This window comes from Enterobacter cloacae complex sp. I3, assembly GCF_014896175.1.
In the GTDB taxonomy this organism is placed as follows: domain Bacteria; phylum Pseudomonadota; class Gammaproteobacteria; order Enterobacterales; family Enterobacteriaceae; genus Enterobacter; species Enterobacter bugandensis.
This window is the reverse complement of the sequence record NZ_JADBQZ010000017.1, coordinates 75,488-90,801: the sequence shown is the minus strand read 5'-3', so window position 1 is coordinate 90,801 and position 15,314 is coordinate 75,488. Positions and strand designations below refer to the sequence as shown.

13 protein-coding genes are annotated in these 15,314 nt (G+C 54.3%); 7 read left to right on the top strand and 6 right to left on the bottom strand.

Going from position 1 to position 15,314, the window contains the following annotated elements:
- Window positions 1-84: 84 nt before the first annotated feature.
- The 3 genes from speFL (at window position 85) to potE (ending at window position 3,952) form a co-directional block, all read left to right on the top strand.
- Window positions 85-189, top strand: coding sequence for a leader peptide SpeFL (gene speFL / locus IM271_RS14790; RefSeq protein ID WP_003858645.1), 105 nt, complete (start codon window positions 85-87; stop codon window positions 187-189).
- A gap of 254 nt (window positions 190-443) precedes the next feature.
- Window positions 444-2,642 carry an ornithine decarboxylase SpeF gene (speF, locus tag IM271_RS14785; RefSeq protein WP_193052791.1) on the top strand — a complete coding sequence of 733 codons (2,199 nt, stop codon included), beginning with the start codon at window positions 444-446 and terminating at the stop codon, window positions 2,640-2,642.
- Window positions 2,639-3,952 (top strand): putrescine-ornithine antiporter, encoded by a 1,314-nt coding sequence (gene potE / locus IM271_RS14780; RefSeq protein ID WP_045630860.1) that lies wholly within the window; start codon window positions 2,639-2,641, stop codon window positions 3,950-3,952. The genes speF and potE overlap by 4 nt, the downstream gene beginning before the upstream one ends.
- A gap of 104 nt (window positions 3,953-4,056) precedes the next feature.
- Here the strand turns inward: potE and pgm are convergent, their stop codons facing one another.
- A complete protein-coding gene (gene pgm, locus IM271_RS14775; RefSeq protein WP_028012364.1) occupies window positions 4,057-5,697 on the bottom strand; it encodes a phosphoglucomutase (alpha-D-glucose-1,6-bisphosphate-dependent) in 1,641 nt (546 codons plus the stop codon).
- 24 nt (window positions 5,698-5,721) lie between these two features.
- Window positions 5,722-6,270, bottom strand: a complete 549-nt coding sequence (gene seqA / locus IM271_RS14770; RefSeq protein WP_041910775.1) for a replication initiation negative regulator SeqA — start codon at window positions 6,268-6,270, stop codon at window positions 5,722-5,724.
- A 183-nt stretch (window positions 6,271-6,453) separates the two neighbouring features.
- On the opposite strand from seqA, the gene ybfF reads away from it, so the two are divergent.
- From ybfF to fur, 4 genes are all read left to right on the top strand, one after another.
- Complete coding sequence (gene ybfF / locus IM271_RS14765) at window positions 6,454-7,227, top strand: esterase (protein ID WP_045261091.1); 774 nt, start codon at window positions 6,454-6,456, stop codon at window positions 7,225-7,227.
- A gap of 128 nt (window positions 7,228-7,355) precedes the next feature.
- Entirely contained in the window at window positions 7,356-7,643 is a 288-nt protein-coding gene (gene ybfE / locus IM271_RS14760) for a LexA regulated protein (protein ID WP_014883017.1), read from the top strand.
- 155 nt (window positions 7,644-7,798) lie between these two features.
- Window positions 7,799-8,329, top strand: coding sequence for a flavodoxin FldA (fldA, locus tag IM271_RS14755; protein WP_008501067.1), 531 nt, complete (start codon window positions 7,799-7,801; stop codon window positions 8,327-8,329).
- A gap of 287 nt (window positions 8,330-8,616) precedes the next feature.
- Window positions 8,617-9,063, top strand: a complete 447-nt coding sequence (gene fur, locus IM271_RS14750; RefSeq protein WP_028012361.1) for a ferric iron uptake transcriptional regulator — start codon at window positions 8,617-8,619, stop codon at window positions 9,061-9,063.
- 92 nt (window positions 9,064-9,155) lie between these two features.
- Here the strand turns inward: fur and chiQ are convergent, their stop codons facing one another.
- From chiQ to nagE, 4 genes are all read right to left on the bottom strand, one after another.
- Window positions 9,156-9,482, bottom strand: a complete 327-nt coding sequence (gene chiQ / locus IM271_RS14745; protein ID WP_028012360.1) for a ChiQ/YbfN family lipoprotein — start codon at window positions 9,480-9,482, stop codon at window positions 9,156-9,158.
- Window positions 9,483-9,529: 47 nt separating this feature from the next.
- Entirely contained in the window at window positions 9,530-10,927 is a 1,398-nt protein-coding gene (chiP, locus tag IM271_RS14740) for a chitoporin (RefSeq protein WP_155026404.1), read from the bottom strand.
- A gap of 447 nt (window positions 10,928-11,374) precedes the next feature.
- Complete coding sequence (gene glnS / locus IM271_RS14735) at window positions 11,375-13,042, bottom strand: glutamine--tRNA ligase (protein WP_193052790.1); 1,668 nt, start codon at window positions 13,040-13,042, stop codon at window positions 11,375-11,377.
- 179 nt (window positions 13,043-13,221) lie between these two features.
- Window positions 13,222-15,174, bottom strand: coding sequence for a PTS N-acetyl glucosamine transporter subunit IIABC (gene nagE / locus IM271_RS14730; RefSeq protein ID WP_028012357.1), 1,953 nt, complete (start codon window positions 15,172-15,174; stop codon window positions 13,222-13,224).
- Between the last annotated feature and the right edge of the window lie 140 nt (window positions 15,175-15,314).

Genomic DNA, 15,314 nt, shown 5'->3' with positions numbered 1-15,314 from the left:
GGTTAATGGTGATCTGCTTCACGGTTAATCGCCTTTGCCTGGATAAAATGACCATGCTTTCAATTACTGAAAGGAAAATGAAACATGGAAAACAACAATCGCTTAATGCCCCATATAAGGCGGACAACGCATATTATGATGTTTGCCCACCGAAACTGCTTTGACTTTCATCTCTTTAATGCCCGGTAGTCCTTCGACTTCTGGCGCACTCGCTTACAGGTTATTCTGAAACACCTTAACTTACAGGCAATTGCCTGTGAACTCGTGCGCTCATTCATCTTGATTCAGACTCATCCGCACCGGGCGAACTGAATTTCAATCATCAAAAAAGCAATTCACTGATTTTAATCAGCGGCTACCCATTGCTTTTTTTGCGGAAAATTATCGATTTCTTTCTTGCAAGAAATCGAGGGACGCTTATTACCTAAAATAAAGAGAGAAAGATGAAAAATTTAAAAATCGCAGCCAGCCGTGCATGTCCGGACTGCTTTACTACCCAGCGTGAAGTGGTGGATGTCCGCGCTTCTGATTATATTGATGTTGCCGCCATTGTTCTGGCGGTCACGGATATTGCCAGCGGTATCCTGGAAGAAATAGAAGCTACCGGTTTTGGCATTCCCGTATTTGTGGCGACGCACAAAGAAGAGATCATCCCGGCAGATTATTTATCGCGCATTCACGGCGTATTTGAGCATTCAGACACCAGCAAAGACTTTTATGGACGCCAGCTGGAAGCGGCCGCGCAGAAGTATGAAACCCAGCTGCGTCCGCCGTTTTTCCGCGCCCTTGTCGACTACGTGAAGCAGGGCAACAGCGCGTTTGACTGCCCGGGGCATCAGGGCGGGCAGTTTTTCCGCCGTCATCCTGCCGGCAATCAGTTTGTCGATTTCTTTGGCGAGACGTTGTTCCGCTCCGATCTGTGCAACGCCGACGTGGCGATGGGGGATCTGCTGATCCACGAAGGCGCACCGTGCATTGCCCAGCAGCATGCGGCAAAAGTCTTTAACGCCGATAAGACCTACTTCGTGCTGAATGGCACCTCGTCGTCCAACAAAGTGGTGTTGAACGCCCTGCTCACTCCGGGCGACCTGGTGCTGTTCGACCGTAACAACCACAAATCTAACCATCACGGTGCCCTCCTCCAGGCTGGCGCAACGCCGGTCTATCTGGAAACCGCACGCAACCCGTACGGCTTTATCGGCGGCATTGACGCGCACTGCTTTGAGGATAACTACCTGCGTGAACGGGTGGCAGAGGTGGCGCCTGGCCGTGCACGCGATGCGCGTCCGTTCCGCCTGGCGGTGATCCAGCTGGGCACTTACGATGGCACCATCTACAACGCCCGTCAGGTGGTGGATAAGATTGGGCACCTGTGTGATTACATCCTGTTTGACTCGGCCTGGGTGGGTTACGAGCAGTTTATTCCGATGATGGCCGACTGCTCGCCGCTGCTGCTGGAGCTGAACGAAAACGATCCGGGGATTCTGGTCACCCAGTCCGTGCATAAACAGCAGGCTGGCTTCTCGCAGACCTCGCAAATTCACAAGAAGGACAGCCACATCAAAGGCCAGCAGCGCTATGTCCCACATAAGCGGCTCAACAATGCCTTTATGATGCACGCCTCCACCAGCCCGTTTTATCCGCTGTTTGCAGCGCTGGACATTAACGCCCGCATGCATGAGGGGCAAAGCGGCCGCAACATGTGGATGGACTGCGTGGTGACGGGCATTGAGGCGCGCAAGCTGATCCTGGAGAACTGCCGATTTATTCGTCCATTTGTGCCCGAGACGGTGGATGGCCGCGCGTGGGAAAGCTGGGACACGGCAGAGATTGCAACCGATCTGCGCTTCTTCCATTTCGTACCGGGTGAACGCTGGCACGCCTTTGAAGGTTATGCTGAGCACCAGTATTTTATCGACCCGTGCAAGCTGCTGCTGACCACGCCGGGCATTAACGCCCGCACCGGGGAGTATGACGACTTCGGCGTGCCCGCCACCATTCTCGCCAACTTCCTGCGTGAAAACGGCATCGTGCCGGAAAAATGCGATCTCAACTCGATCCTGTTCCTGCTCACCCCTGCGGAGGACATGGGCAAGCTGCAGCAGCTGGTCGCCCAGCTGGTGCGCTTCGAAAAACTGCTTGAGAGCGATGTGCCGCTGAAAGACGTCCTGCCCTCCCTCTACAAACAGCATCCGGAACGTTACGCGGGTTACACCCTGCGCCAGATCTGCCAGGAAATGCACGATCTGTACGCCCGCCATAACGTGAAGCAGCTGCAAAAAGAGATGTTCCGCAAGTCTCACTTCCCGCGGGTGATGATGAACCCGCAGGACGCGAACTACGCCTACCTGCGCGGAGAAGTGGAGCTGGTCTCCCTGCGCGACGCGGAAGGCCGCATCGCCGCCGAAGGCGCTCTCCCTTACCCACCGGGGGTACTGTGCGTGGTTCCAGGGGAAGTCTGGGGCGGTTCCGTGCTGCGCTACTTTGCCGCGCTGGAAGAAGGCATCAACCTGCTGCCGGGCTTCGCACCGGAGCTGCAGGGCGTGTACGTCGAGGAGTGTGAAGGTCGCAAACAGGTTCGCTGCTACGTCATCAAACAATCCGCTGCTCAGCCATCGCTGCTGAAAGGAGAAAAATTATGAGCAAGTCCAATAAGATGGGCGTGGTGCAGCTGACTATCCTCACCATGGTTAACATGATGGGCTCCGGGATTATCATGCTGCCCACCAAGCTTGCCGAGGTGGGAACCATCTCTATCATCTCCTGGCTGGTGACGGCTGTCGGATCGATGGCGCTGGCGTGGGCGTTTGCCAAGTGCGGGATGTTCAGCCGCAAGTCAGGCGGCATGGGCGGCTATGCCGAGTACGCCTTCGGCAAGTCCGGCAACTTTATGGCGAACTATACCTATGGGGTGTCGCTGCTGATCGCCAACGTGGCGATTGCCATCTCCGCCGTGGGCTACGGTACGGAGCTGTTTGGCGCGACGCTCAGCCCGGTGCAAATTGGGCTGGCGACGATCGGCGTGCTGTGGATCTGTACCGTCGCCAACTTTGGCGGCGCGCGCATCACCGGACAGCTCAGCAGCATTACCGTCTGGGGCGTGATCATCCCGGTGGTCGGTCTGTGCATCATCGGCTGGTTCTGGTTTAGCCCGACGCTGTACGCCAACTCCTGGAACCCGCACCATGTGCCGTTCTTCACCGCCGTGGGCTCGTCTATCGCCATGACGCTCTGGGCTTTCCTGGGCCTGGAATCCGCCTGCGCAAATGCGGAAGTGGTGGAAAATCCGGAGAAGAACGTGCCGATTGCGGTTCTCGGCGGGACGCTGGGCGCGGCGGTGATCTATATCGTTTCAACCAACGTGATAGCGGGGATCGTGCCAAACATGGATCTGGCTAACTCCACGGCACCGTTCGGACTGGCCTTTGCGCAGATGTTCACCCCGGAAGTCGGGAAAGTTATCATGGGGTTGATGGTGATGTCCTGCTGCGGATCGCTGCTTGGCTGGCAGTTCACCATTGCACAGGTTTTTAAATCTTCGGCAGATGAAGGCTATTTCCCGAAAATCTTCTCCCGCGTGACCAAAGCCGATGCGCCGGTGCAGGGGATGCTGGCAATTGTCATCTTCCAGAGCGGATTATCGCTAATGACCATCAGCCCGTCGCTGAACAGCCAGTTCAACGTGCTGGTCAACCTGGCGGTGGTGACGAACATCATCCCGTATATTCTGTCGATGGCGGCGCTGGCGATCATTCAGAAGGTGGCGAAGGTGGATCCGCACAAAGCGCGAGTAGCGAATATCGTGGCGCTGGTTGGGGCGATATACAGCTTCTATGCGCTCTACTCGTCTGGCCAGGAGGCGATGCTGTACGGGGCGATAGTGACCTTTATGGGCTGGACGCTGTACGGTCTGGTGTCGCCGAGATTTGAATTGAAGAACAAACACAGTTAGGTAAAAGCAAAACGGCAACCCTGAGGTTGCCGTTTTTAGTGTTTTCTCCCTCTCCCCGTGGGAGAGGGCCGGGGTGAGGGCATCAGCCCGCACCAGAACACGACTTATGCGTTTTTCAGCACTTCGCTGACAATCTCTACCGCTTCTTTCTCAATCTGCTGGCGATGCTCAGCGCCGAGGAAGCTTTCGCAATAGATCTTGTACGCATCTTCCGTACCGGACGGACGCGCGGCGAACCAGCCATTTTCGGTCATCACTTTCAGGCCGCCGATAGACGCACCGTTACCCGGTGCCGCCGTCAGACGCGCGGTGATCGGATCGCCTGCCAGAGTGCTTGCGCTCACCATCTCCGGAGAGAGTTTGGACAAAGCCGCTTTTTGCGCAGAGGTCGCGCCAGCCTGAATACGGTTATAGCTTGGTGCACCAAAGCGTGCAGCCAGCTCGTTGTAATGTTCCTGCGGGTTTTTACCGGTAACCGCGGTGATTTCCGCCGCCAGCAGGCACATGATGATGCCGTCTTTATCGGTTGACCACGGGGTGCCATCGAAACGCAGGAAGGACGCGCCTGCGCTCTCTTCGCCGCCGAAGCCAAAGCTGCCGTCGTGCAGACCGTCAACGAACCACTTGAAGCCTACCGGCACTTCCACCAGCTTGCGGCCCAGCGCGTCCACCACGCGGTCGATCATCGCAGAAGAGACCAGCGTTTTACCGACAGCCACCTCTTTGCCCCACTGCGGACGGTGCTGGAACAGGTAGTTGATCGCAACAGCCAGATAGTGGTTCGGGTTCATCAGCCCGGCAGGGGTGACGATGCCGTGACGGTCATAGTCCGGGTCGTTAGCAAACGCCAGGTCGAATTTATCGCGCAGCGCCAGCAGGCCCGCCATCGCGCATTCGGAGGAGCAGTCCATACGGATCGCGCCGTCTTTGTCCAGGTGCATAAAGCGGAAGGTCTGATCGACGTGATCGTTCACGATGGTCAGATCCAGCTTGTAGTGCTCGGCGATGCGCTTCCAGTACTCAATACCGGAGCCGCCCAGCGGATCCACGCCCAGCTTCAGGCCGGCTTTCTGAATCGCCGCCATATCGACGATATCCGCCAGCCCTTCCACAAACGGCTGAACCAGATCCTGCTCTTTCACGTGGCCGGAGGCCATCGCCTCATCAAGAGAAATACGTTTAACGCCTTTCAGACCGTCGGCCAGCAGCGCGTTTGCACGATCTTCCACCACTTTGGTGACGTTAGTGTCAGCCGGGCCGCCGTTAGGCGGGTTGTATTTGATACCACCGTCTTCCGGCGGGTTGTGGGATGGCGTGATGACGATACCGTCAGCCTGCGCGCCACCTTTTTTGTTGTGCACAAGGATCGCGTTTGATACCGCCGGTGTTGGAGTAAACCCATTATTCTCCTGAACAATCACGTCCACACCGTTCGCCGCAAGCACTTCCAGCACGGAAATAAACGCCGGTTCAGACAGCGCATGGGTATCTTTGCCCACGTAGCACGGACCGGTAACGCCGTTTTTAGCGCGCTCTTCCGCAATGGCCTGAGCAATGGCCAGAATGTGCGGTTCGTTAAAGCTGTGGCGCGCCGCGCTACCGCGGTGACCAGATGTACCAAACTTCACTGCGTGTTCTGCGTTGCCCACGACCGGTTTCAGCACGTAATACTGCGCGGTCAGCTGAGCGACGTTAATCAAATCGCTTTGTTGTGCAGGTTGGCCTGCACGGCTGTGATTTGCCATTACCGGGTCCTTATGATGCAAGGGTTAAATTGTACCGCAAACCTTTTCAATCAATTCCGCCGGGAACTGCATGGACTGCATGATGTGTTCAATCATGCTGCACTTGCGGCCCGTATTGGTATTGGTGATCACCCAGTACGGAGTGCCAGGGACATGTTTAGGTTTGGTTTGATTGCCATTTTGCAGCAGCGTCTGCTCGTCGCCCGCGAAATAGACGCGGGTACGGCCGTGCAGCGACTCGGTCGCTTCAGCAAACGCTTTGTTATCCAGGGAGTAAAGTGTAGACAGCACCAGCATAAAACGGTTAACCGCCTTTTTCTGCTCCGCATATTCGTCGGAGAGCAGCAGTTCGCGCATCGCGCGCACTTTATCTTTTACCGGCGTCACGGCAGGTTTTGCTTGTACAGCAACGCTCGGCTGAGACACGACATCTTTGGTAACTGGGGTGGCAGGCTGTGAAGCGGCGGAAATTTTAAGCATGCGCCGTAAAATGTCGGACGCGCTCTCCCCGATATGCCGCGTCTGGCTGGCAATATACTGATAGAGTTCGTCATCAACTTCGATTGTTTTCATCTTAATCCAGTGCGATATCTTATCTGAATACAAGTCATTGGGATTATAAGGTCAAATCCCAACAGCGGATAGCGTCAAACCAGGTTGGCGGCAAAAGTCAGATTAAACTGGAACCTTGCAGCCGGGCGGCAGAATGGTCAACATGATACCCTAACCTGACATACGTAAAAAAAGAACTTTGCCATGAAATTGAATACCCGAGCGCAAACTGCACAATCGCCGAACAATAATTCCCCCATCGTGCTGGTTCATGGACTTTTTGGCAGCCTGGATAACCTGGGCGTGCTGGCCCGCGATTTGGTTACCGATCACGATATTTTACAGGTCGATATGCGCAACCACGGGCTTTCCGGCCGCTCAGACGAGATGACCTATGCGGCAATGGCGCAGGATCTGCTGGATACGCTGGACGCGCACAACCTGCAGAAGGTGACCCTCATCGGGCATTCAATGGGCGGTAAAGCGGTTATGGCGCTCACCGCGCTGGCGCCAGAGCGAATTTCCGGGCTTGTGGTGATTGACGTTGCGCCTGTGGATTACGACGTTCGCCGTCACGATGAGATTTTCGCGGCGATCAATGCTGTAACCGAAGCTGGCGTTTCCACTCGTCAGCAGGCGGCAGCGGTTATGCGTGAGCATCTTGATGAAGAAGGCGTGGTGCAGTTCCTTTTGAAGTCGTTTGTTGACGGGCAGTGGCGTTTTAACGTGCCGGTGCTGTGGGACCAGTACAACAACATCGTGGGCTGGGAAACCGTTCCCTCCTGGCCGCACCCTGCCCTCTTTATTCGCGGCGGTAACTCTCCTTATATTACCGACGCGTACCGCGACACGCTGCTGGCACAATTCCCGCAGGCGCGCGCCCACGTCATTGCCGGTGCCGGACACTGGGTGCATGCGGAAAAACCGGATGCTGTACTGCGCGCCATTCGCCGCTATCTCGCTGATACTGCAAATTGATTAAAAAGAGAGCGACTGGAAGATGACGGGCTTCCAGTCGTTGGCGTGCCGTTTTTGGTGATGTATGATGGCGCGCTTATCGCCCGGGCTTTAGCAGGGCGGCGTGTTTCCCCCGAAGTCTCATAATCATGGCCAAAGAACAAACGGACCGTACGACACTAGATCTGTTCGCGAATGAGCGTCGACCGGGACGACCGAAAACGAATCCGCTTTCGCGCGATGAACAGCTGCGTATCAATAAACGCAATCAGCTTAAACGCGATAAAAATCGTGGGCTTAAGCGTGTCGAACTGAAGCTCAACGCCGACGCGGTCGATGCGCTTAACGAGCTGGCAGAGGCGCGTAACATCAGCCGCAGCGAGCTTATTGAAGAGATGCTCATCGCCCAACTTGAGACGCTGCGCAGCCAGGCATAAGTCTGAAAAACCCCTTTATCGCCCTTTTCATGTAGCACAGAGTGCAGTCCTGCGCGATAGCGGTTTCCGCAGGGTTGCCAGTTCTGCTATTATTGCCCTTATCCGTGGCCGAATTGCGCCACCATACCATTAAGTTTCAAGAGGTTATTTTACTCATGGCAATCATCGGCATTTTCTTCGGCAGTGATACCGGCAATACCGAAAATATCGCAAAAAACATTCAGAAACAGCTCGGTAAAGACGTTGCTGATGTGCATGACATCGCCAAGAGCAGCAAAGAAGATCTCGAGGGCTATGACATTCTGCTGCTGGGTATTCCAACCTGGTACTATGGTGAAGCCCAATGCGACTGGGACGATTTCTTCCCGACGCTGGAAGAGGTGGACTTCAACGGCAAGCTGGTTGCCCTGTTCGGTTGTGGCGATCAGGAAGATTACGCCGAGTACTTCTGTGATGCGCTGGGGACGATTCGCGACATCATTGAGCCTAATGGCGCGGTTATTGTGGGCCACTGGCCGACTGCCGGTTACCACTTCGAAGCCTCTAAAGGCCTGGCCGATGACGATCATTTTGTCGGACTTGCCATTGACGAAGACCGTCAGCCAGAACTGACCGCAGAGCGTGTAGAGAAGTGGGTTAAGCAGATCCGCGAAGAACTGCATCTGGACGATATTCTCAACGCCTGATTTTTTACGGCGCAACGCGGGTTGCGCCCTTTTCCAGGTAAAACCGATTAAATTAATTGCTACAAACTTTTAACTTTTTCGCCCAGACCTGTACAATGTCTCCCTGGCAAAATGTGGTTTCCTTTGAGCAAGTTTGTAGGTGATACCACGTTTTTATAAGCATACTTTGCCTGAGACTTGCAGTTTTCATTTAGGCATGGCAGTTCTATAATGAGACGCATTATCCCAGGTGCATTTTCTGTCACTTCCCAGAGAAGTGAATCGTTTAGCAACAGGACAGATTCCGCATGACTGACAACAATACCGCATTAAAGAAGGCTGGCCTGAAAGTAACGCTTCCTCGGTTAAAAATCCTGGAAGTGCTTCAGGGTCCAGACAATCACCATGTCAGTGCGGAAGACCTTTATAAACGTCTTATCGACATGGGTGAAGAGATTGGGCTGGCCACCGTATATCGCGTGCTGAACCAGTTTGATGACGCGGGCATTGTTACCCGTCATAATTTCGAAGGCGGTAAATCTGTATTCGAACTGACCCAGCAGCATCACCACGATCACCTGATCTGCCTCGATTGCGGCAAGGTCATTGAATTTAGCGATGATTCCATCGAAGCGCGTCAGCGTGAAATCGCAGCTCGTCATGGCATTCGCCTGACCAACCACAGCCTGTACCTTTACGGTCACTGCGCTGAAGGGGATTGCCGCGAGAATGAACACGCTCACGACACAAAATAAGTTAGCGTTCATACTCTGAGCCAGCCGTAAGGTTGGCTTTTTTTTGCCTGAAAAAAGCCCGGTAAGCAAAGTGCCACCGGGCGTAGATCAACTCATTTGTTGTTATTGCGTATCTCGTTCCAGATTTTATCGCAACGCTTCGCCACTTCCTGATCGTTACCGGTTTTACGTGCCTGGATGCAGGCCTGATAATCCATCACGCGAACATTCTCCTGCGTCGCGAACGCCTCATGCGCTTTCTCTTTCTTTAACACATTTAGCACGCTCTGGCAGGCTTCAATTTTCTCAGGCGATCCTTCCGCGGTATTAATACAGGCGCTGTACGCCTCCTTCAGACGGGCGTCCTCTTTCGGCGCCTGAGTCTGAACACACGCCACCAGCCCTGATGCCATCAGCGCGACGATTACGATTTTTTTCATCATATGCAGTCTCCAGACCGGCGGGACTCAGCCCGCCGGTGTGCTCATCAGAAGATGGTGAATGGGGCGATAACCATGAATTTGACGTCACGTTCATCCTGGAAGATGTTGCCGTAACCGCCCGCATAGCTTGGGATATCGGAGTGGTTGTCATACTGCGTAAAGTGCAGCTTGAACATCGTGCCTTTCGCGCGGCCCTCCTGCAGGGTGTAGATAGCATCCAGGCTGTAGGAGGACTCTTTCAGGCGATAGTTTGGATCGTAGTACGCATCCGGCGTCGCCATGTCTGCTGGTTTTGCATCCCAGGCGTAAGCGTAAGAAGCGCCCACCGCCCAGCCCGGCAGGTTCCAGTTTTTCAGGTCATACATGGCGCCGAAGAAGACCGCTTTCTCGCCGTCGGCGTTAAAGTCTGAGCGGTTATCCCACCAGATATCCAGACGACCGTTGGATGAGGCATAGGTCGGCGTCATACGCTGCAGGAAGTAGCCCTGCTGCCCTTCCGCCTTCACCCATGTCCCTTCCAGGCGCAAATCAACCTGACCGACCTTGTAGCCGAAGGTTAACGCCTGCAGCCACGCGGTACCGTTATAAATGTCATTTACGCTGCCATCGCTGACCTTATCGCGCGTACCGTAGAACTGGTAGCTGGTGCTCAGCGGACTACCGGCGATATCAAATTTGTAGCTGGCTTTAGCAAAATACTGATCGATATAGCCTTCCGCCTGACCAAATGCGGCTTCCAGAACGAGATCGTTTTTGAAATCGTACTTCGCGCCCAGCGAGTGGAGGTAATCGACTTTGGTTTTCTTATCGTTCTGGTAGAACTTGTCCATCTCAATGTGCCACGGCGCTTTGTACTCGTTGGTCCACATATAGGAGAAGCTCAACGCACCTGCATCACCATAGTCAAAGTTAGCCCCGGCTTCTGCCCCCTGATAGGTACCAGGCATAAAGCTCCAGTGCGGCGCTAACAGCGTCTGGCCGGTTGGCTGAATATAGCCCCCACGCGCCCATACCGGGCCGTATTTGAATTTCGCTGCGGCCTTATAAAGGCTGATACCGCTTTTATCCCCTGACCAGTCTTCGTCATAGGCTTTATTGCTGGAGGAGAAAGCAATTTCGTTCGGGTGGCCGCTGTCGCCATTTTCAGCCATTTCAATCGCCGTAAACGCGGCAATATCCAGACCGAACATATCGGCGGCGTAGCCTGACTGGAAGTCCAGATTGGCGTTCCAGGTGGAGTGAGAGAGGTTGGTTTTGTATTTATCTTCTGTGACATCTTTACGGTCACGTTCACGCTGCCAGTAATAAATACCGCCAGTGAGGGTAGAATCTTCGATGAAACCTGCTGCTTTTGCCTCTGGTGTCACCACCAGGCCCGACATTGCTGTCACACCGGCAATAGCCAGCGCCAGCGCACTACGTTTGCCACTGAACGTACGCATAGATTATTCCTCTTTGACGAATTAAAACGCCTTAAACGGCGAAAATATAAAAGACCAAAAGGCCAGGGGTAGTTATAAATACCCTCGAATTAACTACCGTCTTTAGGTTATTTTTCGCGACGCGAATTATCAATGCTTTTCAGTGGGCAAAAGTCAGGATTATGACGAAGTGCACATAATTGGTAGTGCTTTGTAACATTTGGCCGGATGCGAGGTGTGGCGGGGGTAGAGCCGGTAATTTCAGCGTATCAGATCGTAATAAAACCCGTATTTGTCTTTATTCTCCATTTTATGAAACAGACAAACTTTTTTTAGAAAAATAAGTAGCACCGCATTGACCAAAAATTTTAGCTGGCCTAATTACGGGCCTACTTTAACGATATGATCATTAAATAAAAAAACGCCGCTATAAGCGGCGTTTGTTTCTCATTGACCAGTGCAGCGTTATTATTCGCCGATCTTGGTCCAGGTATCACGCAGACCTACGGTACGGTTAAATACCGGTTTTTCTGCCGTGCTGTAACGGCTGTCCAGGCAGAAGTAACCTTCACGCTCGAACTGGAACGCTTTGCCCGCTTCAGCGGCTTTCAGCGATGGCTCCGCATAACCTTGCTTGATCACCAGAGATTCCGGGTTGATGGTCGCCAGGAAGTCTTCCGCCGCACCCGGGTTAGGTACGCTAAACAGACGGTCGTACAGACGAATTTCTACCGGCAGCGCGTGGGAAGCGCTCACCCAGTGGATCACGCCTTTCACCTTGCGGCCGTCTGCCGGATCTTTGCTCAGCGTCTCAGCATCGTACGAACAGAAGATGGTGGTAATGTTACCTTCATCATCTTTCTCTACGCGCTCGGCTTTGATGACGTAGGCGTTACGCAGACGAACTTCTTTACCCAACACCAGACGCTTGTACTGCTTATTGGCTTCTTCACGGAAGTCAGCACGGTCGATCCAGATCTCACCGCTGAACGGCACGTCGCGGCTTCCCATTTCCGGTTTATTCGGATGGTTAGGCATAGAGACCAGCTCGCTTCCACCCTGCGGGTAATTTTCAATCACCAGTTTCACCGGATCGATAACAGCCATCGCGCGCGGGGCGTTTTCGTTAAGATCTTCACGAATGCAGGATTCCAGAGACGCCATTTCGATGGTGTTGTCCTGCTTGGTCACGCCGATACGTTTGCAGAACTCACGAATAGAAGCGGCAGTGTAACCACGACGACGCAGGCCGGAGATGGTCGGCATGCGCGGGTCATCCCAGCCTTCAACGTGCTTGTCGGTCACCAGCAGGTTCAGCTTACGCTTGGACATCACGGTGTATTCCAGATTCAGACGAGAGAACTCGTACTGACGCGGATGCGCAGGAATGGTGATGTTATCCAGCACCCAGTCGTACAGACGACGGTTATCCTGGAACTCCAGCGTACACAGCGAGTGGGTGATGCCTTCCAGCGCATCGCTGATGCAGTGGGTGAAGTCGTACATCGGGTAGATGCACCACTTGTTGCCGGTCTGGTGGTGTTCTGCGAACTTAATGCGGTACAGCACCGGATCGCGCATCACGATAAACGGCGACGCCATATCGATTTTGGCACGCAGGCACGCTTTACCTTCTTCGAAGCCACCGGCACGCATTTTTTCAAACAGCGCCAGGTTCTCTTCCACGCTGCGATCGCGGAACGGGCTGTTTTTGCCTGGTGCGGTCAGCGTACCGCGATACTCGCGGATTTCGTCCGCAGACAGCTCGTCAACGTATGCCAGACCTTTCTTGATCAGCTCCACCGCGTAGGCATACAGCTGATCAAAATAGTCAGAGGAGTAGCAGATATCGCCAGACCAGTTGAAGCCCAGCCATTGCACGTCGTTTTTAATGGACTCAACGTATTCGATGTCTTCTTTTACTGGGTTGGTGTCATCGAAACGCAGGTTGCACTGCCCCTGGTAGTCTTGCGCAATGCCAAAGTTCAGGCAGATCGATTTCGCGTGACCAATGTGCAGGTAGCCGTTCGGCTCCGGCGGGAAACGCGTATGTACCGTGGTGTGCTTACCACTGGCCAGATCTTCATCGATGATCTGACGAATAAAGTTACTCGGGCGGGCTTCTGCCTCACTCATCGTGGATTCCTCAAAGCGTAAACAACGTATAACGGCGTATGATCTTATAAGCCGGACGTAGTGACAACCCTTAGTTACGGAAAATACGTATCAGATGAAAATAATGGGGGCGTTTGCTGCAAAAAAAAGCGGCGGAGGATATCCCCCGCCGCTTAAGGCATGACTCTACTCAGGAGCGATTACTTGCCTTTAATCTCATACAGCGGTGTCTGACCCGCAACCACCTGACCTTTCGCCTGGAGTACCAGACCGCTAAAGTCGTCGATGTTGCTGCACACGACCGGACTAATCATCGAGCGCGCGTTGGCGTTCAGGAAGTCCAGATCCATTTCCAGAATCGGCTGACCTGCCACCACTTCGGCCCCCTCTTCCACCAGGCGAGTAAAGCCCTGACCGTTCAGCGCTACGGTATCGATCCCCATATGGACAACGATCTCCGCGCCTTTTTCGGTTTCGAGGCAGAACGCGTGGTTGGTGTTGAAGATTTTCACGATGGTGCCTGCCGCCGGAGACACAACGGTTTTGTCCGTTGGTTTCACCGCCACGCCGTCACCGACCGCTTTGCTGGCGAACGCTTCGTCAGGCACCTGCTCAAGGTCAACCACGTCACCCGTTACCGGAGAGACCAGCGCGGCCACCGTCACGGCGTTCGGCACGGCCTGCGGCTTAGCAACTGGCGCAGCCGTCGACGCAGGCGCGCTGTCGGCTGATGCCGCCGCGACCGGGCCACGGGCAACCACTTTCTTCATTTCGTCGCCAATGGATTCCGCTTTGGCGCCTACGATAACCTGGATAGTTTGTTTGTTCAGTTTAACCACGCCCGATGCACCAAGGCGTTTACACATTGCGTCGCTTACGCGCGCCGAGTCACCCACCGTCAGACGCAGACGGGTGATACAGGCATCAATCGCTTTCAGGTTGTCAGTCCCACCGACGGCAGCGATATAGCTGGTCGCCAGCTGAGTCAGACCCTCTTCGGTATTGCTGTTGGCTTCGTTGGTGACCACTTCGTCTTTGGTATCTTCGCGGCCTGGTGTTTTGAGGTTAAACATACGAATAACCGCAGTGAACAGCACGAAGTAGATGACGAAGAAGACCAGACCCATTACCACCAGCATCCAGACGTTCTTGCTTGCCGCCGGCAGGTTGTACATCAACACGTAGTCGATCGCGCCTGCAGAGAAGGAGAAGCCAGCATGGATGCCCAGCAGGGTCGCCACAAACAGGCTGATACCGGTAAGCACCGCATGCATGAGGTACAGCACCGGCGCCAGGAACATGAACAGGAATTCCAGCGGCTCGGTTACACCGGTCAGGAACGCGGTAATCGCAACGGACAGCAGCATGCCGCCAACCATTGGGCGACGCGCTTTTGGCGCAGCCAGGTACATTGCCAGTGCAGCGCCCGGCAGACCAAACATCATGATTGGGAAGAAGCCAGACATGAACATACCCGCGGTGCCGTCACCCGCATAGAAGCGGTTGATGTCGCCGTGGAATACGGTGCCCGCAGCATTGGTGAACTCACCAATCTGGAACCAGGCGATGGTGTTCAGCACCTGATGCAGACCGGTTGGGATCAGCAGACGGTTGATAAAGCCAAAGATACCTGAGCCCACTGCACCCGCAGAAACAATCCACTCGCCGCCCGCATGGATAGCATGCTGCACCGGCGGCCAGACGTAGCCAAAGATAGCGGCCAGGATCAGACAGAAAAAGCCCGTCGCAATTGGCACAAAACGTTTACCGCCGAAGAAGCTCAGGAAGTCAGGCAGTTTGATACCCGCCCAGCGGTTGTACACGGCACCACCGACCAGACCGGTAATGATACCCGCCAGTACACCCATGTTGATTTCCGGGTTGATGGTTACCATCGCTTTCGTGAGGATGAAGTAACCTACCGCCCCTGCCAGTGCCGCAGCACCGGCGCTGTCTTTTGACCAGCTTGACGCCACGCCGATGGCGAAGATCAGCGCAAGGTTGTCAAAAATGGCGCCGCCTGCCTGGGCAATAAACGGCACGTTAAGAAGATCGGGTTGCCCGAATCGCAGCAGCAACGCTGCAACCGGTAGCACGGCGATAGGGAGCTGCAAAGCCCTACCGAGGCGCTGGAAAAAACCTAAAATATTCATCCTATTCCCCCTACGAGACCCATTATTAAGACTCGCGCATAAACTATGTTTTTATTGTGTCACGAACGATAGATACAGTTGATGATTCACTGGCAGTCTGAGTGTGTGAAAAATTAATTCGTATCGCAAATTAAACACCT

Coding starts and splice junctions, on each gene's coding strand:
- pgm (WP_028012364.1), bottom strand. CDS start 5,697: ATGGCAAATCACAGCCGTGCAGGCCAACCTGCACAACAAAGCGATTTG.
- fur (WP_028012361.1), top strand. CDS start 8,617: ATGACTGACAACAATACCGCATTAAAGAAGGCTGGCCTGAAAGTAACG.
- fldA (WP_008501067.1), top strand. CDS start 7,799: ATGGCAATCATCGGCATTTTCTTCGGCAGTGATACCGGCAATACCGAA.
- chiQ (WP_028012360.1), bottom strand. CDS start 9,482: ATGAAAAAAATCGTAATCGTCGCGCTGATGGCATCAGGGCTGGTGGCG.
- potE (WP_045630860.1), top strand. CDS start 2,639: ATGAGCAAGTCCAATAAGATGGGCGTGGTGCAGCTGACTATCCTCACC.
- speFL (WP_003858645.1), top strand. CDS start 85: ATGGAAAACAACAATCGCTTAATGCCCCATATAAGGCGGACAACGCAT.
- speF (WP_193052791.1), top strand. CDS start 444: ATGAAAAATTTAAAAATCGCAGCCAGCCGTGCATGTCCGGACTGCTTT.
- glnS (WP_193052790.1), bottom strand. CDS start 13,042: ATGAGTGAGGCAGAAGCCCGCCCGAGTAACTTTATTCGTCAGATCATC.
- seqA (WP_041910775.1), bottom strand. CDS start 6,270: ATGAAAACAATCGAAGTTGATGACGAACTCTATCAGTATATTGCCAGC.
- ybfF (WP_045261091.1), top strand. CDS start 6,454: ATGAAATTGAATACCCGAGCGCAAACTGCACAATCGCCGAACAATAAT.
- chiP (WP_155026404.1), bottom strand. CDS start 10,927: ATGCGTACGTTCAGTGGCAAACGTAGTGCGCTGGCGCTGGCTATTGCC.
- nagE (WP_028012357.1), bottom strand. CDS start 15,174: ATGAATATTTTAGGTTTTTTCCAGCGCCTCGGTAGGGCTTTGCAGCTC.
- ybfE (WP_014883017.1), top strand. CDS start 7,356: ATGGCCAAAGAACAAACGGACCGTACGACACTAGATCTGTTCGCGAAT.